At 70.6% G+C, this 26470-nt stretch carries 28 protein-coding genes; 18 read left to right on the top strand and 10 right to left on the bottom strand.

Annotated elements, in window-relative coordinates; translation table 11 throughout:
- Positions 1-339 precede the first annotated feature (339 nt).
- Complete coding sequence (locus tag ABH935_RS19160; RefSeq protein ID WP_370379256.1) at positions 340-696, top strand: hypothetical protein; 357 nt, start codon at positions 340-342, stop codon at positions 694-696.
- On the opposite strand, the gene ABH935_RS19155 is transcribed toward ABH935_RS19160, so the two are convergent.
- Positions 645-1919, bottom strand: coding sequence for a S8 family serine peptidase (locus tag ABH935_RS19155; protein WP_370379255.1), 1275 nt, complete (start codon positions 1917-1919; stop codon positions 645-647). The genes ABH935_RS19160 and ABH935_RS19155 overlap by 52 nt on opposite strands.
- Before the next feature lie 35 nt (positions 1920-1954).
- Entirely contained in the window at positions 1955-3943 is a 1989-nt protein-coding gene (locus ABH935_RS19150) for a hypothetical protein (protein ID WP_370379254.1), read from the bottom strand.
- 207 nt (positions 3944-4150) lie between these two features.
- On the opposite strand from ABH935_RS19150, the gene ABH935_RS19145 reads away from it, so the two are divergent.
- Positions 4151-5575, top strand: a complete 1425-nt coding sequence (locus ABH935_RS19145; protein ID WP_370379253.1) for a hypothetical protein — start codon at positions 4151-4153, stop codon at positions 5573-5575.
- Between the two features lie 72 nt (positions 5576-5647).
- Here ABH935_RS19145 and ABH935_RS19140 read toward each other — a convergent pair whose 3' ends face one another.
- Together ABH935_RS19140 and ABH935_RS19135 are read right to left on the bottom strand one after the other, a co-directional pair.
- Complete coding sequence (locus ABH935_RS19140; protein WP_370379252.1) at positions 5648-6226, bottom strand: hypothetical protein; 579 nt, start codon at positions 6224-6226, stop codon at positions 5648-5650.
- Positions 6227-6282: 56 nt separating this feature from the next.
- On the bottom strand, positions 6283-7074 hold the full coding sequence (locus ABH935_RS19135; RefSeq protein ID WP_370379251.1) for a phosphotransferase: 792 nt from the start codon (positions 7072-7074) through the stop codon (positions 6283-6285).
- A 239-nt stretch (positions 7075-7313) separates the two neighbouring features.
- Between ABH935_RS19135 and ABH935_RS19130 the strand changes: the two genes are divergently transcribed.
- The 8 genes from ABH935_RS19130 (at position 7314) to ltrA (ending at position 15330) form a co-directional block, all read left to right on the top strand.
- The gene (locus ABH935_RS19130) at positions 7314-8105 is read left to right on the top strand and encodes a cell division protein FtsQ/DivIB (RefSeq protein ID WP_370379250.1); all 792 of its coding nucleotides are present in this window, start codon (positions 7314-7316) and stop codon (positions 8103-8105) included.
- Positions 8106-8387: 282 nt separating this feature from the next.
- Positions 8388-9569: a cell division protein FtsZ gene (gene ftsZ / locus ABH935_RS19125; RefSeq protein ID WP_370352386.1), complete on the top strand. Its 1182-nt coding sequence runs from the start codon at positions 8388-8390 to the stop codon at positions 9567-9569.
- Between the two features lie 14 nt (positions 9570-9583).
- Positions 9584-10333 carry a peptidoglycan editing factor PgeF gene (pgeF, locus tag ABH935_RS19120; RefSeq protein WP_370379249.1) on the top strand — a complete coding sequence of 250 codons (750 nt, stop codon included), beginning with the start codon at positions 9584-9586 and terminating at the stop codon, positions 10331-10333.
- 3 nt (positions 10334-10336) lie between these two features.
- Positions 10337-11083 (top strand): YggS family pyridoxal phosphate-dependent enzyme, encoded by a 747-nt coding sequence (locus tag ABH935_RS19115; RefSeq protein WP_370379248.1) that lies wholly within the window; start codon positions 10337-10339, stop codon positions 11081-11083.
- A gap of 151 nt (positions 11084-11234) precedes the next feature.
- Positions 11235-11846, top strand: coding sequence for a cell division protein SepF (locus ABH935_RS19110; RefSeq protein WP_370379247.1), 612 nt, complete (start codon positions 11235-11237; stop codon positions 11844-11846).
- 106 nt (positions 11847-11952) lie between these two features.
- Positions 11953-12237 (top strand): YggT family protein, encoded by a 285-nt coding sequence (locus ABH935_RS19105; protein ID WP_015794684.1) that lies wholly within the window; start codon positions 11953-11955, stop codon positions 12235-12237.
- 56 nt (positions 12238-12293) lie between these two features.
- The gene (locus tag ABH935_RS19100; protein ID WP_370379246.1) at positions 12294-13361 is read left to right on the top strand and encodes a DivIVA domain-containing protein; all 1068 of its coding nucleotides are present in this window, start codon (positions 12294-12296) and stop codon (positions 13359-13361) included.
- A 739-nt stretch (positions 13362-14100) separates the two neighbouring features.
- Positions 14101-15330 carry a group II intron reverse transcriptase/maturase gene (gene ltrA, locus ABH935_RS19095; protein ID WP_370379245.1) on the top strand — a complete coding sequence of 410 codons (1230 nt, stop codon included), beginning with the start codon at positions 14101-14103 and terminating at the stop codon, positions 15328-15330.
- A gap of 132 nt (positions 15331-15462) precedes the next feature.
- On the opposite strand, the gene ABH935_RS19090 is transcribed toward ltrA, so the two are convergent.
- Both ABH935_RS19090 and ABH935_RS19085 read right to left on the bottom strand, forming a co-directional pair.
- Positions 15463-15741, bottom strand: a complete 279-nt coding sequence (locus tag ABH935_RS19090; RefSeq protein ID WP_194915766.1) for an Lrp/AsnC family transcriptional regulator — start codon at positions 15739-15741, stop codon at positions 15463-15465.
- 36 nt (positions 15742-15777) lie between these two features.
- Entirely contained in the window at positions 15778-16566 is a 789-nt protein-coding gene (locus tag ABH935_RS19085) for a rhomboid family intramembrane serine protease (protein ID WP_370379244.1), read from the bottom strand.
- 167 nt (positions 16567-16733) lie between these two features.
- Here ABH935_RS19085 and ABH935_RS19080 point away from each other — a divergent pair, with 167 nt between their 5' ends.
- From ABH935_RS19080 to ABH935_RS19065, 4 genes are all read left to right on the top strand, one after another.
- Positions 16734-18059, top strand: a complete 1326-nt coding sequence (locus ABH935_RS19080) for an NYN domain-containing protein (protein ID WP_370379243.1) — start codon at positions 16734-16736, stop codon at positions 18057-18059.
- A 145-nt stretch (positions 18060-18204) separates the two neighbouring features.
- Positions 18205-19320: an NlpC/P60 family protein gene (locus tag ABH935_RS19075; protein WP_370379242.1), complete on the top strand. Its 1116-nt coding sequence runs from the start codon at positions 18205-18207 to the stop codon at positions 19318-19320.
- Positions 19321-19435: 115 nt separating this feature from the next.
- Positions 19436-19918, top strand: a complete 483-nt coding sequence (locus ABH935_RS19070; RefSeq protein WP_370379241.1) for a MarR family winged helix-turn-helix transcriptional regulator — start codon at positions 19436-19438, stop codon at positions 19916-19918.
- Positions 19919-19958: 40 nt separating this feature from the next.
- A complete protein-coding gene (locus ABH935_RS19065) occupies positions 19959-20246 on the top strand; it encodes an SgcJ/EcaC family oxidoreductase (RefSeq protein WP_370379240.1) in 288 nt (95 codons plus the stop codon).
- A 60-nt stretch (positions 20247-20306) separates the two neighbouring features.
- Here the strand turns inward: ABH935_RS19065 and ABH935_RS19060 are convergent, their stop codons facing one another.
- The 3 genes from ABH935_RS19060 to ABH935_RS19050 form a co-directional block, all read right to left on the bottom strand.
- Positions 20307-20834 carry a YbhB/YbcL family Raf kinase inhibitor-like protein gene (locus tag ABH935_RS19060; RefSeq protein WP_370379239.1) on the bottom strand — a complete coding sequence of 176 codons (528 nt, stop codon included), beginning with the start codon at positions 20832-20834 and terminating at the stop codon, positions 20307-20309.
- Positions 20835-20836: 2 nt separating this feature from the next.
- Positions 20837-21301 carry a MarR family winged helix-turn-helix transcriptional regulator gene (locus tag ABH935_RS19055; protein ID WP_370379238.1) on the bottom strand — a complete coding sequence of 155 codons (465 nt, stop codon included), beginning with the start codon at positions 21299-21301 and terminating at the stop codon, positions 20837-20839.
- A gap of 93 nt (positions 21302-21394) precedes the next feature.
- Positions 21395-21889, bottom strand: coding sequence for a winged helix-turn-helix transcriptional regulator (locus ABH935_RS19050; RefSeq protein ID WP_370379237.1), 495 nt, complete (start codon positions 21887-21889; stop codon positions 21395-21397).
- Between the two features lie 100 nt (positions 21890-21989).
- Here ABH935_RS19050 and ABH935_RS19045 point away from each other — a divergent pair, with 100 nt between their 5' ends.
- On the top strand, positions 21990-22580 hold the full coding sequence (locus ABH935_RS19045) for a dihydrofolate reductase family protein (RefSeq protein ID WP_370379236.1): 591 nt from the start codon (positions 21990-21992) through the stop codon (positions 22578-22580).
- Positions 22577-22963: a pyridoxamine 5'-phosphate oxidase family protein gene (locus tag ABH935_RS19040; RefSeq protein ID WP_370379235.1), complete on the top strand. Its 387-nt coding sequence runs from the start codon at positions 22577-22579 to the stop codon at positions 22961-22963. The genes ABH935_RS19045 and ABH935_RS19040 overlap by 4 nt, the downstream gene beginning before the upstream one ends.
- 22 nt (positions 22964-22985) lie before the next feature.
- Here ABH935_RS19040 and ABH935_RS19035 read toward each other — a convergent pair whose 3' ends face one another.
- The gene (locus ABH935_RS19035; RefSeq protein ID WP_370379234.1) at positions 22986-23681 is read right to left on the bottom strand and encodes an SDR family NAD(P)-dependent oxidoreductase; all 696 of its coding nucleotides are present in this window, start codon (positions 23679-23681) and stop codon (positions 22986-22988) included.
- 104 nt (positions 23682-23785) lie between these two features.
- Between ABH935_RS19035 and ABH935_RS19030 the strand changes: the two genes are divergently transcribed.
- On the top strand, positions 23786-24676 hold the full coding sequence (locus ABH935_RS19030; RefSeq protein WP_370379233.1) for a helix-turn-helix domain-containing protein: 891 nt from the start codon (positions 23786-23788) through the stop codon (positions 24674-24676).
- Positions 24677-24819: 143 nt separating this feature from the next.
- A complete protein-coding gene (locus ABH935_RS19025; RefSeq protein WP_370379232.1) occupies positions 24820-26442 on the top strand; it encodes a protein kinase in 1623 nt (540 codons plus the stop codon).
- Positions 26443-26470 lie beyond the last annotated feature (28 nt).

Genomic DNA, 26470 nt, shown 5'->3' with positions numbered 1-26470 from the left:
CTACAAGCCGCCCTCGCCGCCTAACAAATAAGCCAGCAGAGTCAGGCGCCCACCACGCCCGACGATCGCCGCCCACGCAACGCGTGCGCAGTGACTCGGACCGGTGCGCGGTCGTGTACGCCAACACCGGCGGCCGCCAACGCCACGCACCACGCTCAACCGAACTGCGCCACCCAGCGGATCCTTCTTAAACCCGTGCGAAGCCGTCAAAAAACGCCCTTGACTGTCAACTCACCAACAAACCGCACCCGCCACCAGCACCCACACATAGGTCAGCAGCGCCCCTTCTTCATGCCATGGAGACTAGTTGCAAGATAACTAGTCTCCATCCAGGCCACCGTGCACGAGGCCCACGCCCCTACCGACCGCTCCGGCGCCATGCTCACCGTCGCCCCGAACGGCCTGGCCGCCCTGGAAACCGTGGGGCTGCGCGCCGCGGTCGAAGCCGTCGGCAATCCGCTGCACGCCATGGTCATGGAGAAGGGCAACGGCAGAACCCTGATGCGCGTTCCCTCGCTGCCCGACCTGCCGCTGAGCCGCGTCCTGTACCGCGCCGAAAGCAAACCGGGCCGAGCGCCGAAAGGCACCGGCCCGGTTCTTGTGCGCTTAGTTCAGAATCGCAGTTCTTTGAGAAGCCCTAGCCCTCAGAAAGCAGAGAGCCCGTTCGGCGTCCCCAACCCCGTCGGTCCGTCGTAGCCGACCACCGCGTTGCACTGGTAGTCGCCGCCGCAGTCCTGGAAGATGCCGTTGGAGCCGCCGACCACGTCGTTCAGGCCTGCCTGGGCGGAGGGTGCGTAGAACGGCGAGGCGTCGGCGTACTTCGCCGGGTTGCCGGCCAGGGCTATGACGCCGGCGATGAACGGCGAGGAGGCGCTGGTGCCGCCGACGATGCTCCAGCCCGAGGGCAGGCCCTGGAGGTCGGGGGTGTCGGTGACGTAGATCGCCGGGCCGGTGTTCGGGTCGGCGTCGGCGGAGACGTCGGCGACCATGCGGCCGGGGCAGTTGGGGTCGGTCTGCCAGGTCGGCTTGTCCACCCACGCCGAGCAGCCGCTGCTGGCGCCGAACCATGCCGTCTCACTCCAGCCGCGCGAGTTCGTCGCCTTGGTCAGCGAGGTGCCGCCGACCGAGATGACGGAGGAGAACACGGCCGGCTCGGCCGGGATGCCGTAGCCGCTGTCGCCGGAGGACGCCACGATCGCGACGCCCGGGTGCGTGTAGTACGCGGCGTTGCCCGGGGTGAGGCTGGACTCGGTGGCGCCGTAGCTGTTCGACACCTCGGTCGCGCCGAGCTTGACCGCGGTGTTCACCGACAGGCCGAGGTCGGTGCCGGTGGGCTGGTCGGCCTCCACCAGCAGGATCTTGCACTGGGGGCAGGCCGCCGAGACCATGTCCAGGTCCAGCGCCTCCTCCACGCCCCAGCCGACGTCGGCCGGGAGCGGGGTGGCCGCGCCGCGCTCGTTCACCTTCGTGAAGCAGCCGTTCGCTGTGGTGCACGCGGGCAGGCCGTAGGTGGAGCGGTAGACGGCGAGGTCCGCCTCGGCCGTGGGGTCGTCCCCGGCGTCGACGATCGCCACGGTCTGATTCGCGCCGCCGGTGGTCGGCAGGTTGTACGCGGAGTGCAGGTCCGCCGGGCCGAAGCCGGCCGGAGCCGCGGCCGCCGCGCCCTTGGCGCCGGTGGTGCCGGCGGTGCCGGCGGTGCCGCTGACGCGGCCGATGTGCGCGGGCTCGTGCACGTCGGTGCGGATCTGCGCGAAGCAGCGGTCGAAGCCGGGCTTCGCCGCGCCGCAGACGTTCTTCACGTTGCTCGCGGCCGCGGGGTGCGCGGCGCCGGCGGCGTTCGCCGGGGCGACCGCCGTCGCGATCGTGCCGATGGCCAGCGCGGCGGCGCCGAGGACGCCCAACACCCGGTGATTCGCCATTCGATTCGCTATTCGACTCATAACCCTGATTCCCCTCAGCCGATGGTGTAGGCGTTGGCGACGGTCTGCGTGATGGATCCGCCGAGTGCGTCGGTGGCGGTCACCTTCAGCCAGGGCGTGCCGCCCTTGGCGCCGTTCTTCCACAGCGCGACGAAGTGGTTCGGGCCGGCCGGGATCACCGAGGCCGGGGTCCAGGTCGCACCCTTGTCGGAGGACACGGACACCGTCGCGCCGGTGGCCGCGGCGTTGGAGCCGGCCCCGTTGTAGGACTGGTGGCCGACGGTCAGCAGCAGCGCCGTCACCGGGCCGTGGCTGGTGTTGGTGTCATCGGTGGCCAGCTGGTAGTTGAGGTTGATCACCGGCAGGACCGAGCACGCGGTGGTGCCCTTGCCCTGGGCCTGGCAGAAGTCGCTGCTGGGCAGCGTCCACTTCGGGTCCGGCGTCGGGGTGTAGGGCACGGTGATGTCGGTGTGTGTGGTGGTGGACTGCGTGATCGGGAACTGGCTCAGGTCCAGGTCGAACACCATGCGGTACTTGCCCGGGGTCTGCGCCTGGCCGGTGAGCTCGGTGCCGGAGGTGTTGCTCTGGGAGAACACCTGGTTGCCGTCGCGGTAGACGGTGAACTGGCCGGTCGCCGGGCCGAACATCAGGACACTGGTGTCCGGGTTGCTGTCCACGACCGGGTTCAGGCTCAGGTCGACGGTCCCGCCGTCGGCGCAGGACCGGCAGCCGGTCGGGTCCTTGTACTGGCCGACCTGCGCGGTCAGCGGACCGTGCGCCCACGTGCGCCACACGTCGGTCTTGCCCTGGTAGATCGGCGCGGTCTGGCCGAACTGCAGCATCGCCGGGAAGTTGTTGCTCGGGACGGGCAGAGCCGGGATGACGTTCGCCATCCACTGCTCGTCGCCGACCGGGGCCCCGGCGTAGGTGGTCAGGTGCGACGGGACCGAGACGAGGTGCCCGAGCTCGAACCCGCCGAGGCTCTGCGAGACCGGACCGATCATGTACTCGCCCTGGCGCCGGGATTCGCCGGCGTCGGTGTCGATGGTGTTGTGGGTCGTGGTCAGCTTCGAGGCGTCGACCGTGTAGTTCTGGTTCGCCTCGACGCGGTCGCTGCCCGGGAACATCACGTCGTAGCGGTACGGCTCGGCGGCGCCGGCCGGGCTCTCGCCGCCCCAGCCCACCAGGTCGTAGGTGAAGGTGCCGACCTGCGCGGTGCCCGTCGGGTTGACGAACGTGGGCCCGCTGTTGATGGCGGACACGCCGCCGAGCAGCCCGTTGGCGTCGTGGCGGAAGTACTCCAGCTCGGCGAAGTCGGCCACCGTCGGCTTCGGGGTGGTCGCGGTGATCTGCGAGGTCGCCGTGCGCTCGTCGGCGTTCAAGGTGGTGACCCCGCCGGCGGTGACGGTCAGGTCGACCTGCTCCACCACGTAGTCGGTGCCGGTGTCGGTGGTGGGGTCGTAGGTGGAGAAGATGGTGGTCGCCGAGTAGTGCCCGGTCGGCACCGCGACCCGCTCGATCCCGCCGGCCACCGGGAGCGGGATGGACCACTTGGTGACGTCGTCGACGTTGGTCAGGAAGGTCACGGCGTCCGCGCCCTTGCCGTCCAGCCCCAGGGCGTTGACCTGCAGGATGCTCAGCGGGTAGTGCGGCGTCGCGGCGGGCGCGCTCGCGGTGCTCAGCGCGGGGATCTGGTACTGCGCCGGGACCAGCTGAGCCGGGTGGGCCAGAACCGAGTTCGGGATGACGTAGGCGTGGTGCCCGTCCGGCGCGTAGCGCACGGCCGGGACGGTGCGGCCGTCGGGGGACTCCACGACGACGGCCGCGGACGGGCCGCTGCCGGAGACCAGGACGCGGTCGCCGTTGGGCAGCAGGGTGCTCTGCGCGGCCTGATCGAGGTTCGGGGACGTCGGGCCGGTGGCGGTGGCCGGCGGCGCGGTCGCCGCGGCGGCTCCCGCGGCGGTGGCCAGCCCCAGGGCCAGGGCCGCCGCCAGGGTCGGGACACGGCGGGTACGTGCTAGCACAAGCGGTTCCTCCAGATCGTCGGACGGCTCCGGCGCGCGGATTCGGGCACCACGCGCGGCGCCTTGTGCTCTCGCGAACTAATCGACGACACGGAGATGTGATCTGGTTGTAAGTGTCCTGAAATTCGTTCACTGATTTAACGGATTCGAGACGGTCTCTGCGTAAATCCCGGGCGCGGCATACGGCGGAGTCGCTACCGTGCAGCGGTGACTTCCGACGCGCCGGCCGCTGCCGACCCCCTGACAACAGCTGATGATCTCCTTGCCGCCGGAGACGTCGCCGCGGTGATCCGACACCTGCGGGTGGAGGGCGAGGCGCTGCTCCTGCCGGACTTCGTGCGGGTCCTGCGCGACGCCGCGCGCGGCATGGGGTTCGAGGAGATGGCGGCCGCCGCCGAGCGGGCGCTCGCGACGTTGGACGCCGCCGACGCCGGGCCCGAAGCCGCAACCGATGCCGTTATCGATGCCCAAGCCGCCGCGGCCGGAACTGATGCCGACTCCGATGCCGAGGCCGATGCCGACACGGTCGGAACCGAGGACCAGGCGCTCGCGCTCTACGAGTTCGGCTACGAGTGCGTCGAGCACGGCATCGCGTTCCTGGCCGTCCGGCCGCTGCGCGAGGCCGCCGAACGCGAGCCCGGCGTCATCCAGATCCGCACCGAGCTGGCCGCCGCCTGCGAGCGGTCGTGGCTGCACCGCGAGGCGATGGCCGCGCTGCTCGGCTTCGACGGCGAGCTGCCCTGGCTGGCGCGCTACCAGGTGGCGTTCAACGCGCTGCTGGCCGGCGATCTGCCCGCCGCCGAGCGGGAATTCGCCGCGCTGCCCGAACCCGAGGGGGAGGACCGCAAGGAGCTCGGGCTGCTGCGCGAGAAGGTGCGCGCGATGCTGGTCCGGGCGGCCGCGGTCGCCGTCACCGACGGCGGGCTCGGGCCGAAGGACCTGCGCGGCTGGCAGTTCGCGCTCACCGGCGGCGTCCTGCTGACCGTCTCGCCCTACGGCTACGACGCCGGCATGACCGGCCGCTGGGCCATGATCGGCGACTCCTACCAGGCCTGCGCCGAGGCGCTGCGCCGGCTCGGCGCGGTGCTGGCGGCGAGGGGCCTGAAGCCGCAGACCGTCTCGCTGCTGCCCGACCGGGACAGCGAGATCATGGGTCTGGCGGCGGCGCGGTACTTCGACCTGCCGGCCGTGCCGTTCGAGCCGGACCGCGCCGACACCCTGGTCGTCGCGTACGACCTCAACGCCGCTGAGCCGCAGATCCTGGCCGCGCTGCGGGAACGCGAGCCCGGCCAGATCCTGTTCGAGCGCGCCACCGACTGGACCGATCCGCCGCTGGCCGCGGCGGATGCGATCGGCTTCCTGCGCCAGGCGGTGCGCGAGCCGTGGGGGTCCGCCTACCGCATGGTCGACGGCGAGGTGGTCGAGACCGAGCCCGACGCGCGGCCGGCCGAGGAGATCGCCGCCGAGCTGGCCGCGACGGAGCCGGTCGACGACGCCGGCGACGGGCAGACGCCGCCGGATCCCGACGCGGTGCTGGAGGCGTTCGTCTCAGCGGTCGGCGACAGCTGGCTGAGCGCGCGCCGGGAGTACATCGGGTCCCCGGGGCCGGTGCCGAGCTCGCGGTTCCTGTGATCCCTCTGATCCCGGACAGCAAGAAGCCCGGCCACTCCTCGCCTCAGGTGGCCGGGCGGTCCAGGGGGTCGGTCAGCTCTTCTTGGAGCTGCTGGAACTTGACGGGCTCTTCGTCGACGAGCTGCTGGAGGCGGGCGTCGAGGTCGCGCTCACGCTCTCGGCGAACGGGCTTGAGTACGCGGTCTCCGGCCCCTCCCGGTCCTGTGGATGCAGGATGCGCAGGTTGTAGGAGCCGGCGGTCTCCATCTTCACCGGGAAGGAGAACTTGTTGCTCTTGTCGGTGAAGGCCGTGTAGGCCAGCGTGCTCCAGGCCGGGGAGGCGTTCGCCGAGGTCGGCGCCTGCTGCCGCTGCAACCGGATCTTCGTGCCCGGCTTCGCGCCCTTGACCTCGCCGGACACCGTGAACACGGTGTCGTCGGAGGGCTTGCCGTTGTCGGACTTCGCGGTGACCGTGATGGTCGCGGCCGAGGAAGAACCCGAAGGGCTGGGTGTGGCCGCAGGCGCGGGTACGGCCGCGGCCGCGAGCGGTTGGGAATCCGCCGGGGCCGCCGACGAGCCGAGGGTCGAGACCGCGACACCGCCGAGGGCCAGGGCGCCCACGGCCGCGGTCACCCCGATCCCCTGCTTCTTCTGCTTGGACGTGAGTGCCATGGCTTGATCTGACGCCAGGTGCCGTCACGTCGCATGCGGCGCGGTCCGAATGGGTGTCAGCCCTGCTGCTCCCAGAACGCCTCCGGCAGCGCCTCGATCTCCACGACCGCCTGGTCCAGGTCGGCGGCGATCGGCAGCAGCGCCGCGAGCGCCGGATCCCCGCCGCCGGCGATGCGCCGGATGGCGTCGGCGTTGAGCCGGGCCCGGCCGGCGACGGCGGCCCCGAAGGCGGTCCGGTCGCCGTCGTACCCGTAGGCGTCCAGCAGCAGGTGCAGCCGCCGCGACCGGTCGTCGAACGCGGTGAAACCCTGCCGCTCGACGACCCGGCGGGCGTGCAGCGGGACCCAGGTCAGGGCCGTGAAGGCGAGGTCGAGCTCGCGGGAGGAGGGGCCGGCGGTGTCCCAGTCGACGAAGCCGACCAGGCCGTCGGCGCTCCAGACCGCGTTGTGGGGGGAGGCGTCGTGATGGCCGACGACCAGGCCCGGCCGCCAGGGCCGCCCGGAGAACCAGACCGCGTCCGGCTCCGGGACGAAGCCGGCGGTCGCGTCGTGCAGCCGGCGCAGCCAGGCGCCGGTCTGCTGGAGGGCGGCGTCGGTGTGGGCCCACGCCGGCCAGGGGTGCTGCTCGCCGATGGTGTCGCCCCGCAGGAAGGTCAGGACCTCCCGGCCCTGCGCGTCGTGCCCGAGGACGCGCGGCGCGCCTTCGAACCCGACGGACTCCAGATGCCGCAGAACGCTGTGTACCGCGGGCGTCCAGACGTTCGACTGACGGTGCACCGTGTCCCCGACACGCACGCCGCCGACGTGTCTGCCGCCGGGCAGCCGCTGCTCTTCCCCGTTTTCGCTCACAGACGCCGTTCTACCGCCCTTCGTCTCGAAGGGCACCCGAATATCCGTTCTTCCGGCGGTGTCGCAAACCTGATGAACTACCGCAAGTGCGGACGAATGATAATGAACAAGAAATCCGTCGAGAATCCCAAAACCCTTCGTTTCCATCCGGGCCGGATCCGGAAACTAGCGCACCCCGTTCTACTAAAGGCGGCCACGCTGAGGCGAAGCCATGGTCCCCATCTGCGAAACTGGAGCCCATGAACGCCACCGAGGCCGGCCACCCGCGGGTCAGCAGGGTATTGGTCGAGCGCTACCTCGACCGGCTGCGGCGCCGGCGCCGGTGGCGGCGGCTCTCGGTGACGATCACCGTCTTCCTCGCGCTGCTGACCCTGACCGGGTACTCGATCCTGTGGCACACCAAGGTCTTCGACGTCCGGTCCACGTCGGTCTCCGGCGTCAAAGTGCTGACCAGACAACAGATCCTGGCCGCCGCCGCGATCCCGGCGCACGCCCCGGTCGCGTCGGTGGACACCTCGGCGGTCAAGGCGCGGCTGATGGCGATCCCGCGGGTGAAGGACGCGTGGGTGGAGCGCTCGCTGCCGCACACGATCGACATCGGCGTCGTGGAGCGGACGCCGGCCGCGGCGTTGCCGCAGGCCGACGGTTCCTTGCAGATCGTGGACGCGGACGGCGTGGCCTTCGACACAGCCGCCACCGCCTCGGCGGTCCCGGCGCACATCCCGGTCATCCACCTGGAGCAGTTCGCCGATCCGGCGGTGAAGGACCGCGCGGCCACCGTGGCCGGGGCGCTGGCGGCTCTTCGGGCCCTGCCGGCCCCGGTGCGCTCCCGCGTGCTCACCGTCTCGGCGACCGGGCCTTACGCCATCACCGTGACGTTGACACCGTCCAGCGCCAAACAGAAATCGGTGACTGTTCTGTGGGGCGGACCCGACCAGCCGGATCTCAAGGCACGGATACTGGCCGCGCTGATCGGAAATGGCGCGGCGCACTATGACGTGAGCGCTCCGGCGGCTCCGGCGTATTCGTGAGCGTTCGAATCCCGGCTCGCCGATCGGCTAAGATCTGGCGGGCTATCGAACAACATACGTATTCCCCTCATCGGATCCACACGGATCAGGCGGGGTCGTCGGACAACGCTGAGAAGTAAAACCTGCCGACAGTTTCGGCGTGTTCGTTGAACCTCACAGGTCGCGGGACCTAATGTCCTGTAAAGACTTCACAGTCGAACGACCCCGCCGTGTCCCCGGCCGGTGTGGGCGGGACTAAGGTGATCAACAAGATTACCGGATACCACGGAGAGGCCGTCGGACGTGGCAGCACCGCAGAATTACCTGGCCGTCATCAAGGTCGCCGGCATCGGCGGCGGCGGCGTGAACGCCATCAACCGGATGATCGAGGTCGGTCTGAAGGGCGTCGAGTTCATCGCCGTCAACACCGACGCCCAGGCTCTGCTGATGAGTGACGCCGACGTCAAGCTGGACGTCGGCCGCGAGCTCACCCGCGGACTCGGTGCCGGCGCCAACCCCGACGTGGGACGCAAGGCGGCCGAGGACCACGCCGAGGAGATCGAGGAGGTCCTCAAGGGCGCGGACATGGTGTTCGTCACCGCCGGCGAGGGCGGCGGCACGGGCACCGGCGGGGCCCCGGTGGTGGCCCGGATCGCCCGCGAGCTCGGCGCGCTGACCATCGGCGTGGTGACCCGGCCGTTCACCTTCGAGGGCCGGCGCCGGGCGAACCAGGCCGAGGACGGCATCGCGGCGCTGCGCGAGGAAGTCGACACCCTGATCGTCATCCCCAACGACCGGCTGCTGTCCATCTCGGACAAGAACGTCTCGGTGCTGGACGCGTTCAAGGCCGCCGACCAGGTGCTGCTCTCCGGTGTCCAGGGCATCACCGACCTGATCACCACCCCGGGCCTGATCAACCTGGACTTCGCCGACGTGAAGTCGGTGATGAGCGAGGCCGGCTCGGCCCTGATGGGCATCGGCTCGGCCCGCGGCGACGACCGCGCGGTGGCCGCGGCCGAGATGGCGATCTCCTCGCCGCTGCTGGAAGCCTCCATCGACGGCGCCCGCGGCGTGCTGCTGAGCATCTCCGGCGGTTCCGACCTCGGCCTGTTCGAGATCAACGAGGCGGCGCAGCTGGTCAGCGAGGCCGCGCACCCCGAGGCGAACATCATCTTCGGCGCGGTCATCGACGACGGCCTGGGCGACGAGGTCCGGGTCACGGTCATCGCGGCCGGCTTCGACGGCGGCGAGCCGGCCAAGCGCCGCAGCACCGGGCACGCCGCGGCGAACTCCCCGTTCCGGGACGAGACCAGCGTCCGCGACGGCATGCGCGAGCAGGTGCTGGGCACGCTGCCCAAGCCGACCGACAACATCCCGCTGCCGGCGCACGACCCGATGGCCGACACGCAGAACGTCCCGGTCATCCCGGTGCAGCCGGCGCCGTCGGCGGCCGACGAGCTCGACATCCCCGACTTCCTGAAGTAGGAGCGGGTTCTTCCGTGGCGATATGGCAGCACACCGGTCTGGAGGGTGAGGGCGGCACGGCCCGCTTCGCCTTCTCCGACCGCTGGGGCGGGGTCTCCAAGGCCCCTTACACCGCGACCAACCTCGGCGGGCACGTCGGCGACGACCCCGAGGCGGTCGCCGCCAACCGTTCCCTGGTGGCCTTCGAGCTGGGGTTCACCGACCCCGGGAACGTCGTGTACATGAACCAGATCCACGGCGCGGACGTGGCCTACGCCGCCGCGCAGTGGCAGGGCCGGGCCCCGGACGTGGACGCGCTGGTCACCGACCGCCGGCACCTGGCGCTGGCGGTGCTGGTCGCGGACTGCGTGCCGGTGCTGCTGGCCGACGCGAAGGCCGGGGTGGTCGCCGGGGCGCACGCCGGGCGTCCCGGGATGAAGGCCGGGGTGGTGCCGGCCGCGATCGAGCGCATGGTCGCCCTGGGCGCCGCGCCCGAGCGGATCGTCGCGGTCACCGGCCCCTCGGTGTGCGGGCTCTGCTACGAGGTGCCCGAGCGGATGCGCGCGGACGTGGCCGAGAAGGTCCCGGCCAGCTACACGGTGACCCGGCAGGGCACGCCGGGCCTGGACGTCGCCGAGGGCGTGTGGGCGCAGCTGGAGGCGGCCGGGATCGACCTGAAGACGTCGGTGCGGCTGCGGGTGTGCACGCAGGAGTCCGAGGACTACTACTCCTTCCGCGGCGAGGGTACGACCGGCCGGTTCGCCGGGTTCGTCTGGCTGGACTGAGCGATGGCGGAGCAGAACGAGGACCGCGTCCGGGGCGAGCAGGCCTCGGACGCGCGGCGTGCGCGGATCGCCGAGAACCTGGCCGCGGTGCGCGAGGACATCGCCGCCGCGGCCCGCAAGGCGAACCGCGACCCTTCCGAGGTTTCCCTGATCGCGGTGACCAAGACCTACCCGGCTTCCGACGTCCGGATCCTGGCCGAGCTCGGGGTCCTGGACGTCGGCGAGAACCGGGATCAGGAAGCCGCGCCGAAGGCCCGGGAGACCGCGGGTCTGGGTCTGCGGTGGCACTTCATCGGTCAGCTGCAGACCAACAAGGCCGCCTCAGTGGCCGAATACGCCTCCTTCGTGCACTCGGTGGACCGCCTCCGGCTGGTCGGCGCGCTCGCCAGAGGGGCTGTCCGGTATGACAAAGAATTGACATGTTTGGTGCAGGTCGACCTGGGTAACGCAGAGCCCATGGATGACAACGCGGCCCGGGGCGGAGTAGTTCCCGCACAGGTGCCGGAACTGGCCGACGCGATCGCCGCGGCGCCCGGTCTGCGGCTCGGGGGATTGATGGCGGTGGCGCCGTTGGGCGCCGAGCCGGGACCGGCCTTCGAGCGGTTGTCCGTGCTGGCTATGCGGTTGCGATCGACACACCCTTCGGCCACCATGATCTCGGCGGGGATGAGTGGGGATCTGGGCGAAGCGGTGGCGGCGGGCGCGACACACGTCCGCATCGGCAGCGCGATACTCGGTATCAGACGGTGATTCCGGTAACGTCGCATCTATCGAACATCGGATACGACGACCGCACGTCTGCGCCACACCTCATCGACCGCGAACGGGAAACCTGCGCGGCACCTTTTTTCGTTGACAGTTGCAAGACAGCCGTAACAGGCCCAGTCCGGAGGCGAACACCATGGCCGGCATGATGCGCAGAGCAGCGGTCTACCTCGGGCTCACTGACGAACAGCGGTTCGAGGACGAGCGGTACTACGACGACTACGAGGACGAGTACGAGACGGAGCCCGCCGAGCCCGCAGCGGCCCCGGACGCCGCGCACCGCGAGCCGGAAGCGGCTGGCGGCGGCGCGCTCGTCGTCGCGCAGAACGACCGCCGCGCTTTCGCGGCGCCTTCCAATGTCACGGTGATGCCGGACCGCTCCGAGCGGTCCTCGCGAGCCGACCGAGCCGAGAGAGGTGGACCGGTGATGTACAGCGTCCCGACGGACCGGTCGGCGGACCGCGAAGCGTCCTACCGCATCACGACGCTGCATCCGCGCACCTACAACGAGGCGCGCACGATCGGCGAGCACTTCCGGGAGGGTGTCCCGGTGATCATGAACCTGACCGAGATGGAGGACGCCGACGCCAAGCGCCTGGTGGACTTCGCGGCCGGGCTGATCTTCGGCCTGCGCGGGAACATGGAGCGGGTGACGCAGAAGGTGTTCCTGCTGTCGCCTGCTAATGTCGATGTGACGGCCGAGGACAAGGCCCGGATCGCCGAGGGCGGCTTCTTCAACCAGAGCTGACGCCGAGGGCCTTTGGCGGTCAGACTTCGGGTCCGGCGGCGTCCCGCGGCGGTGAGACGAACCGCACGCGGCGGGGCGCCGGCGTAGGTGGGAAGGGGAGTGCGCTATGAGCGTTGTGGGGGCGTTGCTCCTGTGGGTGCTCTACCTCTTCGCGCTGTGCTTGATCATCCGCCTGATCATCGGCTGGGTTTTGGTATTCGCCCGGTCATGGGAGCCGCGTGGTGTCATGCTGGTCGTCGTGGAGACGGCGTACACGGTCACAGATCCCCCTCTGAAGCTGTTGCGGCGGTACATCCCGCCGTTGCGGCTCGGCGGGATGGGGTTTGACGTGGCGTTCATGATCCTCGTGATCATCGTCTTACTGCTGATCCGGGTCGCGGCTACGCTGTGACCGGGTAATGTCTGTGCGAATGCCGACGACCACGCCACGCCTGAGGTGAATGAAAGATGCCGTTGACTCCCGAGGACGTCCACAACAAGCAGTTCACGACCGTACGCCTGCGTGAGGGCTACGACGAGGAAGAGGTGGACGCCTTCCTCGACGAGGTCGAGGCCGAGCTGACCCGCCTGATCCGCGAGAACGAGGAGCTGCGGGCCAAGCTGGCCGCCGCCACCCGCGCCGCGGCCAGCGCCGCCGCCGCGCCCGTGCCGATGCGGCGGGAGCCGACCCCGATACCCGCGCCCGCGCCTCCGCAGCCGGCGCTTCCGGCCCCGCTGCCCGCGCCCCTGCCGGTGCCGCAGGCCCCGCAGTTCCAGGCCCCCGGCGGCGACTCCGCGGCCCGCGTCCTGGCGCTGGCCCAGCAGACCGCCGACCAGGCGATCGCCGAGGCCCGCAATGAGGCCAACAAGATCGTCGGCGAGGCCCGCGGCCGGGCCGACGGCCTGGAGCGCGAGGCGCGCGGCAAGGCCGACGCGCTGGAGCGGGACGCGCAGGAGAAGCACCGCGTGGCGATGGGCTCGCTGGAGACCGCCCGCGCCGCCCTGGAGCGCAAGGTCGACGACCTGCGCGCCTTCGAGCGCGAGTACCGGCAGCGGCTCAAGTCCTACCTGGACGGCCAGATGCGCCAGCTGGAGGCCTCCGGCGGCGACGACAACATGGCCTCCAACATGGGCGGCTCGATGGGCGGCCGTCCGCAGCTGAGCTCGACCGGCCTGTCGGCCCCGCCGCCGGCCCCCTCGGCCCCGCCGATGCCGATGCAGGCCTCGCTGCCGCCGGGGATGCCGCAGGCGCCCTCGCCGGTGGGCGCGGGTCTGAACGGCGGGACGGGCTCGTTCCAGAGCGGCTCGACCGGCTCCTTCCAGAGCCAGGGCAACAACGGCACCAACGCCGCGGCGCTGACGCAGACCATGGCGCCGATCCGCCCGCAGATGCCGCCGCCGATGCCGCCGCAGTCGATGGGCGGCGGGCAGCAGCCGCCGTTCATGGGCCAGGGCAACGGTCTGGGCCAGCCCTCGGTGCCCTCGCAGCCCTCCCCGATGCGCGGCTTCCTCATCGACGAGGACCCCGACGCCTGACGGCCCTGATCGCAGGGCGCCCGGCCCCACCGGGAAACACGCTGTGCTGATCTGAAATCGGCACTCACACAATGACGTGGCGTCACAAGCCCCGCCTCCCGATTCGGGAGGCGGGGCTCGGCGTTGTGCGCCCAGCATGGGCGGTTGTTTGGGGGTGGAAGTCCCCTGGAGGGAGAGGTGGTCCTAACTCCGAGCCGGAGGCAAGGGCGTTGTCGTGAGGCGGGGTCTGGAGGAAGCCCGAGGCGAGACCTGGGTACCGAGGAACACGAACCGCGTAGAAGGCGTGCTGGTTGGGTCAGCCTGCAACGGAGGGTGACGCCCGTGTCCACCAAGAAGGCCGGTGCGTAAACGCGGCGGGGATTCAGGGATAGCAATCGTTCTTACCTGGGGAGATCTGCTCCAGTGTCGGGAGGCCGGGGTTGCCGGGGGATCCGACCGGTTCGTGCCTGTGAGGGTGGGGGCCGAGGGGCAGAGGTCAGCAGAGGTCGTAGTACCGGCCGGGAACGTGCATGGCGGGCCGGGAAGGGCTGAACGTCAAGTGGGACGGGTGATCTGGTGTTGCTCGTGCTGGTCACGGTGATCGCAGCCATCCCGTGTAACGCGGGCCTGTTGCGGGAGGGGACGGTGCATTCCGTTGAGTACTGCGGCAGAGCGTAGTGGCCGGTCGGCGCGTGCTGGGGAGGTCGTCCACCGCGATCAGGGGGACCTGTGGCAGAGGCTGCTGTCGCGGGAGAATCTGATGGCGGCGCTCAATCGAGTCGAGGTTAACGCCGGTGCGCCGGGTGTGGACGGCATGACCGCGGCGCAGTTGCGTCCGTGGTTGGTCGGGCACTGGGAGCAGGTTCGAGCCGAACTCGACGCTGGGGTGTTCCGGCCGCAGCCGGTCCGCCGGGTGATGATTCCCAAGCCCGGGGGCGGTTCGCGGATGCTCGGGGTGCCTCGGGTGCTGGATCGTTTTCTGCAGCAGGCGATAGCCCAAGTCCTCGTTCCGGTTTTCGACCCGGACTTTTGTCCGACGTCGTTCGGGTTTCGTCCGGGCCGGTCGGCGCACCAGGCTGTGCGGGTGGCGGTTCGGGCGGTCGAGGATGGTCACCGCTGGGTGGTGGATCTTGATTTGGACCGGTTCTTCGACCGGGTCCAGCATGATGCGCTGATGGCCAGGGTGGCCAGGAAGGTCACAGATCGTCGGGTGCTGGGGCTCATCCGTCGGTTCTTGGAGGCCGGGATCATGGACGGCGGGATTGTCTCGGCGTCGGTGGAGGGGACCCCGCAGGGTTCTCCGCTGTCGCCGATTTTGTCGAACATCATGCTGGACGACTTGGACCGGGAGCTGTGGTCCCGGCGGTTGCGGTTCGTGCGCTATGCCGACGATATTCGTATCTTCGTGCGCAGCAAGCGGGCTGCTACCAGGGTGCTGGCCTCGGTCACGAAGGTGATCGAGAACCGGCTGCATCTGGTGGTGAACCGGGTGAAGTCGAAGGTGGTTCCGGCGTCTGTCATGACGATGCTGGGGTTCGGTTTCTACTTCGTTGCCGGTGGTGGGGTCAGGGTCCGGGTCGATCCGAAGGCGATCGATCGTCTGAAGTTCCGGATCCGGGAGTTGACCAGCCGCCGGTGGTCGATTGCGATGGATGAACGCATCGCGGCGATCAACCGGTACGTCGTCGGGTGGATGGGCTACTTCCGGCTGGTGGACACCCCGAGGGTGTTTGCCGAGCTGGACGAGTGGTTCCGCCGCAGGATGCGGCAGATCCGCTGGAAGGAATGGAAGCGTCCCGCGTCGCGCCGGGCCAATCTGCTGAAGCTGGGCGCATCCCGGCAGACCGCCTACGAGTGGTCATACAGCAGTAAGGGCTACTGGCGGATCGCGGGCTCACCAGTCCTCCAGCGCACGCTGACCAACTCCTACTGGGATGACCAGGGCTTGAAGCTGCTGAAACCGACCTGGCAGAGATTGAGATCAGCCTGACGAACCGCCGGATGCGTGGCCCGCATGTCCGGTGGTGTGGGAGGCGGGTCGGGCGACCGACCCGCCTACCCGATTGCCGGGAGTTGGCTCAGCGTTTGTAGGGAGTTTCCCTTAAGGGTCCCCCGGTGCGGCTCAGTCCAGACCGAGCGAGAAGGCCGCCTCCAGGTCCATGGCGCTGTAGGTCCGGAACGACACGTGCGTGACCGTGTGGCTGACCCCGGCCACCTTGTTCACGCCGCCCGGGATCACGTCGGCGAGCTGTTCGTGCTCGCGCACGCGCACCATGGCGATCAGGTCGTACTCGCCGGTGACCGAGTACACCTCGCTGACGCCGGGCAGCTGGGAGATCTTCTCGGCGACCTCGGGGATGGCGTCCACGTCGGACTTGATGAGGACGATGGCAGTGATCACAGCGGCTCCTTCTGACGGGACTCTCCCGGGACTCCTCTAGCGATGGTATTGGCCGTAGGGATCCTCCGGGTCGGCGGAGCGGTAGTCCGGGGCCAGAGGGGGCGGCGGGGGAGGGGCGTCGGCGGCGGGCAGGCGGGCCGGGTCGTTGGGTCCTCGGCCGATGACCAGTGCTACATACAGGAGTCCCAGGACGAAGCCCGAGACGTGGGCGAAGTAGGCGACGTCGGTGGAGCCGGCCACTCCGATCGTCTGCTGGAATTCCGGAAGCTGCATCACGAACCAGAACCCCAGGACGAGCCATGCCGGTACCCGCATAGGCAGGAACCACAGGAACGGTACTAGCAGCGTCACCTTTGCCTGCGGGAACAGGTATACGTACGCGCCGAGTACTGCCGCGATCGCTCCCGAGGCTCCCACCAGCGGCCCGGTGGCCGTCGGGTTCGCCCAGGCGAAGGCGTACGTGCTCGCCGCGCCGCCGATGACGTAGAACGCCAGGAAGTGGAAGCGCCCCAGAACGTCTTCGACGTTGTTCCCGAAGATGTAGAGGAACAGCATGTTCCCCAGAAGGTGGATCCAGCCGGCGTGCACGAACATGGCGGTGAACACCGGCCACACCGGATTCCCGTGCCCGTTCAGCAGCTGCGCCGGGATCGCGCCGTAGTGGTACAGGTATGCGTTCTCCCTGGCCTTTCGTGTCGCGTCCGGGTTCATGCCGGCGAACGCGATCGGCCCGGAAAGGAACACCACGACGTTCGCGATGATCAGACCGTAGGTGACGACGGATGCCCGGGACACCGGGTTCTTGTCGTGAATGGGGATCACCACTGTTGCATCATGGCCCATCACCGTGCGCGCGGGAGATCCGAAACGCGGCGCGCAGGGCCTACCTTTAAGGGAGAGCTTGGTGTGGACGCATAAGCGCGGCCGATAAGGTCGGCGGATCAGGAACGATGTCCGGAGGACTCTCCGGCTAGGCGAGGGAGTGGGGCGACGTGAGCTCACCGGAGGGCGAACGTCTCACGATCACGCTGCCGGACTCGGTCCGGCAGCGGGTCGTGGAGATCGCCTCCGAGGCGCTGGGCAAGCTCCCGGCCGCCGACGTCCCGGCCCCGCTGCGTCCGTTCGCCAAGTTCGCCCCCGCCAAACGCGCCAAAGCCGCGGCGATCCCCATGGCCGCGGCTCTGGAGAGCGACGGAGTGTTCCGCGCCCGGGTCGCCGAACGGGTGCGCGAAAGCTCCCCTGACCTGTCCGACTCCCTGTACGCCGGGGTGGTACCGGCCGCCGCGGACCCGCACGAGGTCGCGGCGGTTGCTTATGTGCTGCGTCCGCACGGCTGGACCGGGATCGTCAAGGACGCTCTGGAGGCGGTTACCCAGGGGGCGCGGTTAGCCGCTGGAGAGGCTGCCGAGAACGAAGTCGCGCGGCTCACTGCAGAACTCGCAGAGGTGCAGGAGACGGCGCGCTCGACGGCCGACGGACTGAGGGCCGCTCAGGAGGAGTCCCGTCGTGAGGGCGACCAGTTGCGTCGCAAGGTGCGGCAGCTGGAAGCCGACATGCGGCGTGCTCAGGCGGCCGCGCGGGCTGCGGAGACGGCGTTGGAAGCCGAACGGGCGGCCGCGGCATCTGCCGCGTCGGCCTCAGAGGCCGAACTAAGGCGCCTGCGGACGCGTCTGACGGCCGCGGAGTCGGCGTTGGACACAGCGCGGCGTTCGGCCCGTTCAGGGCGCTCTGAGGGCGACATGCGCCTGCGGCTGCTCCTGGACACCGTGACCGGGGCGGTGAAGGGCATAGAGCGCGAGTTGGCGCTGCCGCCGACGGAGACCCGTCCGGCGGACACGGTCGGGGCGACGTCTCCGGACTCTGTCGCGCCCTCGGACATGTCCATGCAGGGGCGTGCCAAGGACGATCCCGCACTGTTGGACCAGTACTTGGCGCTGCCGATGGTGCACCTGGTGGTCGACGGCTACAACGTCACCAAGACCGGGTACCCGACGCTGTCGCTGGCCGAGCAGCGGGTGCGGCTGGTCGGCGGGCTGGCGGCGCTGGCCGCGCGGACCGGGGCCGAGGTGACGTGCGTCTTCGACGGGGCGGCGCTGGACGGCCCGGTGCGGCTCACGCAGCCGCGCGGCGTGCGGGTGCTGTTCTCCGCGCCGGGGGAGATCGCGGACGAGCTGATCCGGCGCCTGGTGGCGGCCGAGCCGGCCGGGCGGCCGGTGGTGGTGGTGTCCTCGGACCGCGAGGTGGCCGAGGGCGTGCGGCGCTCGGGGGCGCGGCCGGTGCCGGCGTCGATGCTGCTCAATCGGCTCGCTCGCTCCTGACGGCGACTTGCCCGAGATGTCTCATCTCTGATCCGCTCACCTATTTGAGTGGTTGATCCTTGCTCATGGGTGTCTGGTGGGTTTAGGTTCGGGCGCTGTTCTGCCGGTAATGTCCGGCGTTCCCTGATGCGGAGGTCATCACAGAATGGCGCATCACAGTACGAAGCGGTTAAAGAGGCACCGCGCCTCGGCCCTGCCCGCTCGGGGCCGCACCGTCGCCGCCGCGGCGCTGACCGCGGTGGCCGCCGCCGCGGGCGTGGTCGGCACGGCCGCCGCCGCACCGGCACCGGGGTCGCCGTCCGGCGGCCCGGACGGCGACCGCTCGACGGTGCAACAGCAGACGGTGAAGGGGCAGATCGCCGCGCTGTACCGCCAGGCCGACCAGCTGACGCAGACCTATGACGCCGCGCAGGAGCAGGCCGGCAAGCTCACCCTGGCGGTCCAGCGCTCCCAGTCCGCACTGCAGGCGATACAGGCCGACTACCAGCGCCAGCGCGCCACCCTCGGCAGCATCGCCGCCGAGCAGTACCGCGCCGGCGGCGTCGACGAAGAGCTGACCCTGATGCTCGCCGACCACCCGGACTCCTTCCTGAGCAACGAGGCCATGGCCTCCCGCCTCTCCGACGAGCAACGCCGCAAGATCGCCGAGGTGGTCGAGGAGCGCCGGCAGATCGTCCAGCTCCAGCACGCCGCCGCCGACCAGCTCTCCGCCCTGGACGAGACCCGCGACGCCGCGGCGCAGTCCCGCACCCAGGTCACACAGCAGCTGCACAAGGCCCAGGCGCTCCTGAACACCCTGTCCGCACCCCAGCGCGCGGCGGCGGTCCAAGCCGAACTCGGCACCGACCCCACCTCCGCCTTCGCCGGCCAGCAGGTCGCCCCCACCCTCATCGACCACACCGCCCCGGCCCCCTCCGACCGCGCCCGCGCCGCGATCGAAGCCGCCCTGGCCGACCTCGGCAAGCCTTACGTCTTCGGCGCCGAAGGCCCCGACGCCTTCGACTGCAGCGGCCTGATCCAGCAGGTCTGGCGCCAGGCCGGCGTGGAGCTGCCGCGCACCTCGTCGGAGCAGGCACAGGCCGGGGAACAGGTGCCGCTCTCGCAGATCCAGCCCGGCGACCTGGTGATTTACTACGCGGGCCGCAGCCACATCGGGATGTACGTGGGGGACGGGAAGATCATCCACGCTCCGCATCCGGGCGCTCAGGTGCGGATGGCGCCTTTGATGTCGATGCCGGTGAATACGGTGGTGCGAGTTTGAGGGGGTGACCGGTGGCTGCTCGGTCTGGCGGGAATGCGACATGTGAGTCGCGAGCCGCAAGCTTGCGGACCGTTCCGACGGAAGCGGTCTCCGTGCCGCTTGCTAGGTTGGCCCCATGAGGAAAGCCCCTGCTACGCGCAGTGTCGCGGCCGACGAACCGCTCGGCTTCGTGGTCGCGTCGGTGGGTAACGCGGCGGCGCTGGCGTTCGAGGCGGCGTTGGCGGAGGCGGATGTGCATCCCCGGCATTTCGCGGTGATGCGGGGGCTGCGGGACGGGCGGGAGCAGTCGCAGCAGCAGCTCGCCACCGCGCTCGGGATTCCGGCGAGCCGGCTGGTCGGGTTGTTGCAGGTGCTGATCGACCGGGGCTTCGTGGAGCGGCGGGAGGCGCCGCAGGACGCTCGGGCGAAGCTGGTGCGGCTGACGGATGCCGGGCGCGGTGAGTTGCAGCGGCTCTTCGAGCTGGCGGGGGAGTCGGAGCGGCGGTTGACCGCGGGGCTGAGTGCGCAGGACCAGGCCGAGCTGCGGCGGTTGCTGGACGTCGTGTACGGCAATGTGGCGCCCGAGAACGCGCAGGTGGGGCCCGCTCGGGTCTGGTGATCGGGGGGCTCGTGGCCCGCTGCCGGCGGCGGAGAAGACCTTGACCCAGACCGCCTCACCCGCCGACCGCGACAGCATCTCGGCCTTCCTCGACCAGATCCGCCGCGCCTGGGACGCCGCCGACGCGACCGCCTACGCGGCGCTGTTCGCCGAGGACGCCTCCTATGTCATCTTCCTGGGCGATGCCATGTTCGGTCGCGACCAGATCGGCCAGACCCACCACGACGTCTTCACCAAGTGGCAGAAGCCGTCGACAAGTTCCAGACCTGCATGCTGCGGCGCGTTGGCCGGGGCTGGGAGTGCGTGGCGTTCCAGAACACTGAGATGAGCCGCCGCGCCAAGCGCGCCTATGCGAACTGAGGCGGGGCGGCTGCCTGCCTACTCGTTATTACGAACGCTGATACAGGCCGTCGATCCGGCCACGGGCCAGTACCGGCCCGGCGGCCGCCAACACCTTGCGCGGCTGTGCTTCTTCCGCGCCGCCCTTGGAGCCGATGGCCACCGGTTCGGCCAGAGCGAAGAGCTGGAAGACGTACCGATGCGGCCCGTGGCTCTTCGGCGGCGCCATCCCGATCCATCCGCGTCCCGAGCTCGACCGCAGCAGTCGCACGCCGCGACCGGGGCGTTCCGCCGAAAGCGCGCCGTGCTCCAAGCCGGTCACGGACGGCTCGATCAGCGCGAGCGCGTGGATGTACGGCGTCGCCATAGGAGCATCGGGGTCCTCGACAACCAGCAACAACTCCGCCGTTCCCGATGGCGCCGCCGACCACGCCAATGCCGGCGACAGCTCCTGGCCGCCGAGTCGTATCCCCGCGTGGATCTGCGGAATCGGCCCTCCTTCGACGAAATCAGGGCTCGCCAATACAAGCGCTCCCGGGGATTGAAGCCCCTCCGCGTCCCAAGCCAGTTCCACCATCACTACCCCCTCCGCAACCGAGCCAGTTCCTCCGTGGCGCCGACCTGCGACCGCTCGATGAACCGCAGCAGCACCCGCATCTCGTCGAGCGTGAACTCGGCGAGATCGTCGTGCGACCGCGCCGTGAGCCCGTCGTAGTACGCGGCGATCCGCGCCAGCCCCTCGCCGGACGCCTCGATCAGCACGCGCCGCCGGTCCTCGGGGTCGTCCGTGCGTGTGACGCACCCGGCCGCGTCGAGCCGGTCGATCATCCGCGACACCGACCCCGGCGTCAGCCCGACCTCGCGCGCGAGCTCGGCCGCCGTCGCAGGGCCCTGCATGTGCAGCACGTGCAGGCAGTCCAGGTCGCTGGCGGTCACGCCCATCCGCTCCGCGATCACGCGGTTCAGCTGCGAGATGGTGTTCACCCAGCTCGGCAACGCGGTCATCACGCGTTGCTCGATCTCGCGGCGTGTGGCACGCGCCATCGGCCGACCCCCTCTCCGAGGTGGCTCAGCTTACGGAAAGATGTTGCGTGACGCAATCATTGTGCTGAGCACTCAGTGCGTCGCACACCGGCTTCAAGCGGCAGAGCCGGTGGTGGCGGCCGCGGCGGGAGCGGCCGTGGCCCCCGGCCCGGGCAGAGCATCGATACCGTCCGCATGCATCGGCTCGCCGCAGTGCGCGCACCGCAGCTCCGCATGGCTGATCTCCCCGCACGCATGGTGCCGGTACAACACCGGCGGCCCGGCCTCGCCGGACAGCCACTTGTCGCCCCACGCCGTCATCACCATCAGCAGATCGACCAGCTCGGTCCCCTTCTGCGTCAGGTGGTACTCGTACCGCGGCCGCTGGTCGTACGGCCGCCGCTCCAGCACCCCCTGCTCGACCAGGTACCCCAGCCGCTCGGTCAGCACCTTGCGGGAGATCCCCAGATCGGCCTGGATCTGGTCGAAGCGCCGCAGCCCGACCCACACGTCCCGCAGGACCAGCGGCGACCAGGGCTCCCCGATCACGTCGAGCGTGCGGGCGACCGAGCACGCGGCCAGTTCCTCGCTGAAGTTCGTGCGCTGCATGCGACCAGTTTAGCGCTCGGGGTTCCCTCAGGGAACCCAAGGTGCTACGGTTCACTCAGCGACAGGGTCTCTTAAAGGAACTCCAGAGGGGAACACCGCCATGGGCAAGGTCTTCACCGCCCTCGCCGTCTCGGTGGACGGCTACATCACCGGCCGCGATCCCAGGGCCGGTCGCGGTCTCGGCGACGGCGGGACGCTCTTCGACTGGTACTTCGACGGCGACACGCAGAGCCGCGTGCTGTCCGCCTTCCACCTCAGCGAACCCAGCGCCCGGGTCTTCGACGAGGTCGCGGGCCGGCTCGGCGCCGTGGTCGTGGGCCGTAACACCTTCGAGGACTCCGACCGGTTCGGCGGCGGCAGCCCGCACGAGAACGTGCCGCTGGTCCTGCTCAGCCACCACACCGACGGCGTCTCCGATCGCCAGACGGTGGTCACCACCGGCATCGCGGACGCCGTCGCCGCCGCCGAGAAGCTCGCCGGCGGCAAGGACGTCGGCCTCATGGGCGGCGGCGTGACCACCGAGGCGCTGAAGGCCGGCGTGGTGGACGAGCTGATCCTGCACCAGGTGCCGATCCTGCTCGGTGCGGGCCGTCCCTTCTTCCAGGAACTGCCGAAGCACATCCGGCTGAACCTCGTCGAGGCCGTCCCGGCTCCCGGCGTCACCCACCTTCGTTATGAGGTCCAGAAATGACGCTCGACCCGGAAATCCGCCGCATCCTCGACGCCGCCCCGCTGGTGCACCTCGCCACGGTCATGCCCGACGGCGCTCCGCACTCGGTCACCATCTGGGCCGCACCGCACGGCGACCGCATCGCGATCCTCACCGGCCCGGACAGCCTCAAGGCCCGCAACATCCGCCGCGACCCGCGCGTGGCCCTGTCGCTGACCCCGGTCGACAGGCCCAACCTGCCGGTCGCTGTCCGCGGCCGGGTCGTGGAGTGGGTCGAGGGCGACGCGGCCTGGGAGATCATCGACCCGATCGCGATGAAGTACATCGGCCAGCCCTACGACCACAGCATGGACCGCGTCGTCCTGCTCATCGAGCCCGAGCGGCAGAGCGTGGGAGTGGGCTGATCCGGCCCGGTCCCGGCCCCCGTCACCAGCCGAGGTCACCCTCCCGATCGACGAACCGCCCCGATCCGGCCCCCGGCCCCTCGGTGGCGAGCGCGACGATCGCGTCGGTGCCCTCGGTGACGGTCTGAAAGCCGCGGTGGTCGTTCAGATCGGTCGCCGTATAGCCCGGGTCGGCGGCGTTGATCCGGATGTCCGGCAGCGCCTTGGCGTACTGCGTGGTGAGCATCGTCAGCGCGGCCTTCGAGGCGCAGTAGAGCGGCGCGATCACCTTGGACTCGACGCGCTCCGGGTCGTGCGTGAACGACAGCGAGCCCATGCCGCTGCTGACGTTGACGACCGCCGGGTCCGCCGACTCGCGCAGCAGCGGCAGGAACGCCGAGATCGTCCGCACCGCCCCGGCCACGTTGGTGTCGAGCACGGCGAGCGCGTCGGCGCCGGTCAGGGAACCGGGATCGCCGGAGGGGCCGTGGATCCCGGCGTTGTTGACCAGCACGTCGATCCGGCCCTCGTGGCCGGCGACGTCCGCCGCCGCGGCCGTGACCGACGCGTCGTCGGTGACGTCTATCTGCACGAAGCGCGCGCCGAGCGCGTCGGCGGCGACCTGACCCGACTGAGCGTTCCGAGCACCGAGCAGCACAGTGTGGCCGAGCCCGATGAGGCGCCGGGCCGCCTCGTGGCCGAGCCCCTTGTTCGCCCCGGTGATGAAGATGATTGCCATGGCTTCATGATTCGCCCGCTGCGAATCGGCGGCCAGGACCGGCTCAACGGTAGGAACGGCAGTACCACCCTTGAGCAGGCCGCGCGGCTCGACGGTGAGCGAACATGGAATACGTGAGCACTCCACCGGCAACCGACCTCGGCGCGACGATCCGCACCTGGCGCGACCGCCTGCCGCCCTCCGCGCTGGCCCTCCCGTCGGGCCGTGCACGCCGGGCCGCCGGCCTGCGCCGGGAAGAGCTCGCCGAGCTGGCCGGGGTGTCCGTGGACTACCTGGTCCGGCTGGAGCAGGGCCGGGCTACGACGCCGTCGGCCCCGGTCGTGGCGGCGCTGGCGCGGGCCCTGCAACTGACGGTCGCCGAGCGCGACCACCTGTACCGCCTGGCGCACCTCGTCCCGCCGACGGACGACATGATCAGCGACCACATCCCGCCCGGCGTGCACCGCGTGCTCAGCCGCCTCGGGGACACGGCGGTCGCGGTGTTCGCCGCGGACTGGGAGCTGGTGTGGTGGAACCGGGGCTGGGCCGCGCTGCTCGGCGATCCGGCCGCGACCGCGCCCCGGCTGCGCAACTTCGCGCGCAGCAAGTTCCCGGTCGGCGCCGAGGCGGCGCGCCTGGCGCACTGGCCGGTGATCGAGTCCGATCCCGACATGGTCGACCGCGCGGTGGTCGCCGATCTGCGGCGCGCCACCGGGAGGTTCCCGAAGGACCGGCGGCTGGCCGGGCTGATCGCGGACCTGAGCGCGGGCAACGCGCGGTTCGCGCAGCTGTGGGCCTCCGGCACGGTCGGTGCGCATCGCGAGGACCACAAGAGGATCGAGCATCCGTCGGTGGGCACCGTGACAGTGAACTGCGATGTGCTGGGCGACGGCGACACCGAGCTGAAGATCGTGGTCATGACCGCGGCGCCGGGCAGCGAGGACGAGACCAAGCTGCGGCTGGCCGTGATCGCCGGCGCCGCGACCGCCGCTCCCGCCGACGTGCCGACCGGCTGAGGCCCCGCTGACGATCACCTGGTGGATCCAGCCGAACCTCAATCCGGACCTGCCCGACGACCACCGGATTCGCGCGGCGCGTCCGCCCAGAACCGCCCCCTGGCGTTTCCCCAGAGAAAGCATCCCCTTTAGGGTGGGCGTCTATGAAGCCACTGGGGTTATCCGATCCGCGGCGGATCGGACCCTACCGGATCTTCGCTCAGCTCGGGCGCGGCGGTATGGGGAGGGTCTTCCTGGCCGGGGCGCCGGACGGGCGGCTCGTGGCGCTCAAGCTCGTGCACGTGCAGCACGTCGAGGAGCCCGGGTTCCGGGAGCGCTTCCGCCGGGAGGTGGCCGCCTCGCGGCGGGTCTCCGGCGCCTACACCGCGCCGGTCGTCGACGCCGACGTGGAGACCGAGATCCCGTGGCTGGTCACGGTGTTCGTGCCGGGCCCCTCGCTGCGCGAGGCGATCGACGCCGCCGGACCGCTGCCCGCGGACACCGCCGTACGGCTGGCCGCCGGGCTGGCCACCGCGCTCGGCGAGATCCACGCCGTCGGGCTCGTGCACCGCGACCTGAAGCCCTCCAACGTGCTGCTGGCCGCCGACGGCCCGCGGGTCATCGACTTCGGCGTGGCGCGCGTCACCGACGGCAACACCAGCGAGCTCACGCACACCGGCTGGCTGGTCGGCTCGCCCGGCTACATGTCGCCCGAGCAGGCCGAGAGCAAGCCGCTGACCCCGGCCAGCGACATCTTCTCGCTCGGCGCGGTGGTGTACATGGCGTGCACCGGCACCGAGCCGTTCATGGGCGCCTCGACCCCGGCCACGCTGTACAACGTCGTGCACGCCGAGCCCGACCTGGAGGCGGCGCCCGAGCAGCTGCGCGCCGTCCTCGCGGCCTGCCTGGCCAAGGACCCGGCCGCGCGTCCGACGCCGGAGCAGGTGCTCGCGCAGCTCGGCGACGTGCCGGCGGTGACCCGGACCTGGCCCGACGCCGTGCACGCGCTGATCACCGAACAGCACGACGCGGTGGTGGCCGCGCTGCGCGACGGCGGCGCGCCGGAGGATGTCGCCGTGGTGCCGCTGCTGGCCGCGATATCCGACACCGGAGCCGGGCCCGCCGAACCCCCGACCTCGGTCCGGTCCGGCGCGCCGGAGGGCTCGACGGTCGTCGGCGGGCGTGGCGATCGGCGTGCTCGCGGCCCGAGGCGGGCCCTCACCGCGGTCCTGGCCGTGGCGGCGCTCGCGGTCGGCGGCACGGCGGCGGCCCTGGTCTCGACGAGCTCCGGCTCGTCGCCGTCCGCCGCGAGCCCGCCGGTGTCCGACTCGGCGGCCCCCGAGCCGGGCTTCGGGACGCCTTCGGAGTCGGCGGGCACCCCGTCGGTGTCCCGGTCGGATTCGCAGCCCTCGACCCCGGCACCGGCGACCTCCGGCTCGAAGAGCGCGGGCGCGCCGCCGACCAACGTTCCGGTGACGGCTCCGTCGATGACGGCTCCGACGTCGAAGGACACGGCGCCGAACCCGGCGTGCCTCGACAACAAGGAGGCGTACACCCTCGCCGAGCAGAGGAACAGCGGCTCGCTGCCCTCCGACGCGAAGGTCACCGTCCAGAAGTGCGACCAGGGCTGGGCCGGGGGCCGACTCACGTCGGTGAGCTTCGGCAACGCCGTGGTCGTCTACGAATACGACGGCGCCCAATGGACTGCGGTCGATCTCGGGACAGCGATCTGCGAAGGCGTCGTGCGAGGGGCGCCCTCCGACGTCCGCAAGTCCATCGGGTGCTGAGCTGCCCCTCCTACTCCCACCGGTCCGG

It is taken from the genome of Catenulispora sp. GAS73 (assembly GCF_041262085.1).
GTDB lineage: Bacteria > Actinomycetota > Actinomycetes > Streptomycetales > Catenulisporaceae > Catenulispora.
The sequence above is the reverse complement of the archived record's forward strand: the minus strand, read 5'-3'. Positions and strand labels throughout refer to the sequence as shown.

Excerpts from the sequence above, each read along its gene's own strand:
- ABH935_RS19110 (WP_370379247.1), top strand. The coding sequence starts at position 11,235 with ATGGCCGGCATGATGCGCAGAGCAGCGGTCTACCTCGGGCTCACTGAC.
- ABH935_RS19050 (WP_370379237.1), bottom strand. The coding sequence starts at position 21,889 with ATGCAGCGCACGAACTTCAGCGAGGAACTGGCCGCGTGCTCGGTCGCC.
- ABH935_RS19040 (WP_370379235.1), top strand. The coding sequence starts at position 22,577 with ATGACGCTCGACCCGGAAATCCGCCGCATCCTCGACGCCGCCCCGCTG.
- ABH935_RS19155 (WP_370379255.1), bottom strand. The coding sequence starts at position 1,919 with ATGGCGAATCACCGGGTGTTGGGCGTCCTCGGCGCCGCCGCGCTGGCC.
- ABH935_RS19130 (WP_370379250.1), top strand. The coding sequence starts at position 7,314 with ATGAACGCCACCGAGGCCGGCCACCCGCGGGTCAGCAGGGTATTGGTC.
- ABH935_RS19025 (WP_370379232.1), top strand. The coding sequence starts at position 24,820 with ATGAAGCCACTGGGGTTATCCGATCCGCGGCGGATCGGACCCTACCGG.
- ABH935_RS19060 (WP_370379239.1), bottom strand. The coding sequence starts at position 20,834 with ATGGTGGAACTGGCTTGGGACGCGGAGGGGCTTCAATCCCCGGGAGCG.
- ABH935_RS19105 (WP_015794684.1), top strand. The coding sequence starts at position 11,953 with ATGAGCGTTGTGGGGGCGTTGCTCCTGTGGGTGCTCTACCTCTTCGCG.
- ABH935_RS19100 (WP_370379246.1), top strand. The coding sequence starts at position 12,294 with ATGCCGTTGACTCCCGAGGACGTCCACAACAAGCAGTTCACGACCGTA.
- ABH935_RS19035 (WP_370379234.1), bottom strand. The coding sequence starts at position 23,681 with ATGGCAATCATCTTCATCACCGGGGCGAACAAGGGGCTCGGCCACGAG.
- ABH935_RS19075 (WP_370379242.1), top strand. The coding sequence starts at position 18,205 with ATGGCGCATCACAGTACGAAGCGGTTAAAGAGGCACCGCGCCTCGGCC.
- ABH935_RS19070 (WP_370379241.1), top strand. The coding sequence starts at position 19,436 with ATGAGGAAAGCCCCTGCTACGCGCAGTGTCGCGGCCGACGAACCGCTC.
- ltrA (WP_370379245.1), top strand. The coding sequence starts at position 14,101 with ATGGCGGCGCTCAATCGAGTCGAGGTTAACGCCGGTGCGCCGGGTGTG.
- ABH935_RS19140 (WP_370379252.1), bottom strand. The coding sequence starts at position 6,226 with ATGGCACTCACGTCCAAGCAGAAGAAGCAGGGGATCGGGGTGACCGCG.
- ABH935_RS19030 (WP_370379233.1), top strand. The coding sequence starts at position 23,786 with ATGGAATACGTGAGCACTCCACCGGCAACCGACCTCGGCGCGACGATC.
- ABH935_RS19115 (WP_370379248.1), top strand. The coding sequence starts at position 10,337 with ATGGCGGAGCAGAACGAGGACCGCGTCCGGGGCGAGCAGGCCTCGGAC.
- ABH935_RS19055 (WP_370379238.1), bottom strand. The coding sequence starts at position 21,301 with ATGGCGCGTGCCACACGCCGCGAGATCGAGCAACGCGTGATGACCGCG.
- ABH935_RS19045 (WP_370379236.1), top strand. The coding sequence starts at position 21,990 with ATGGGCAAGGTCTTCACCGCCCTCGCCGTCTCGGTGGACGGCTACATC.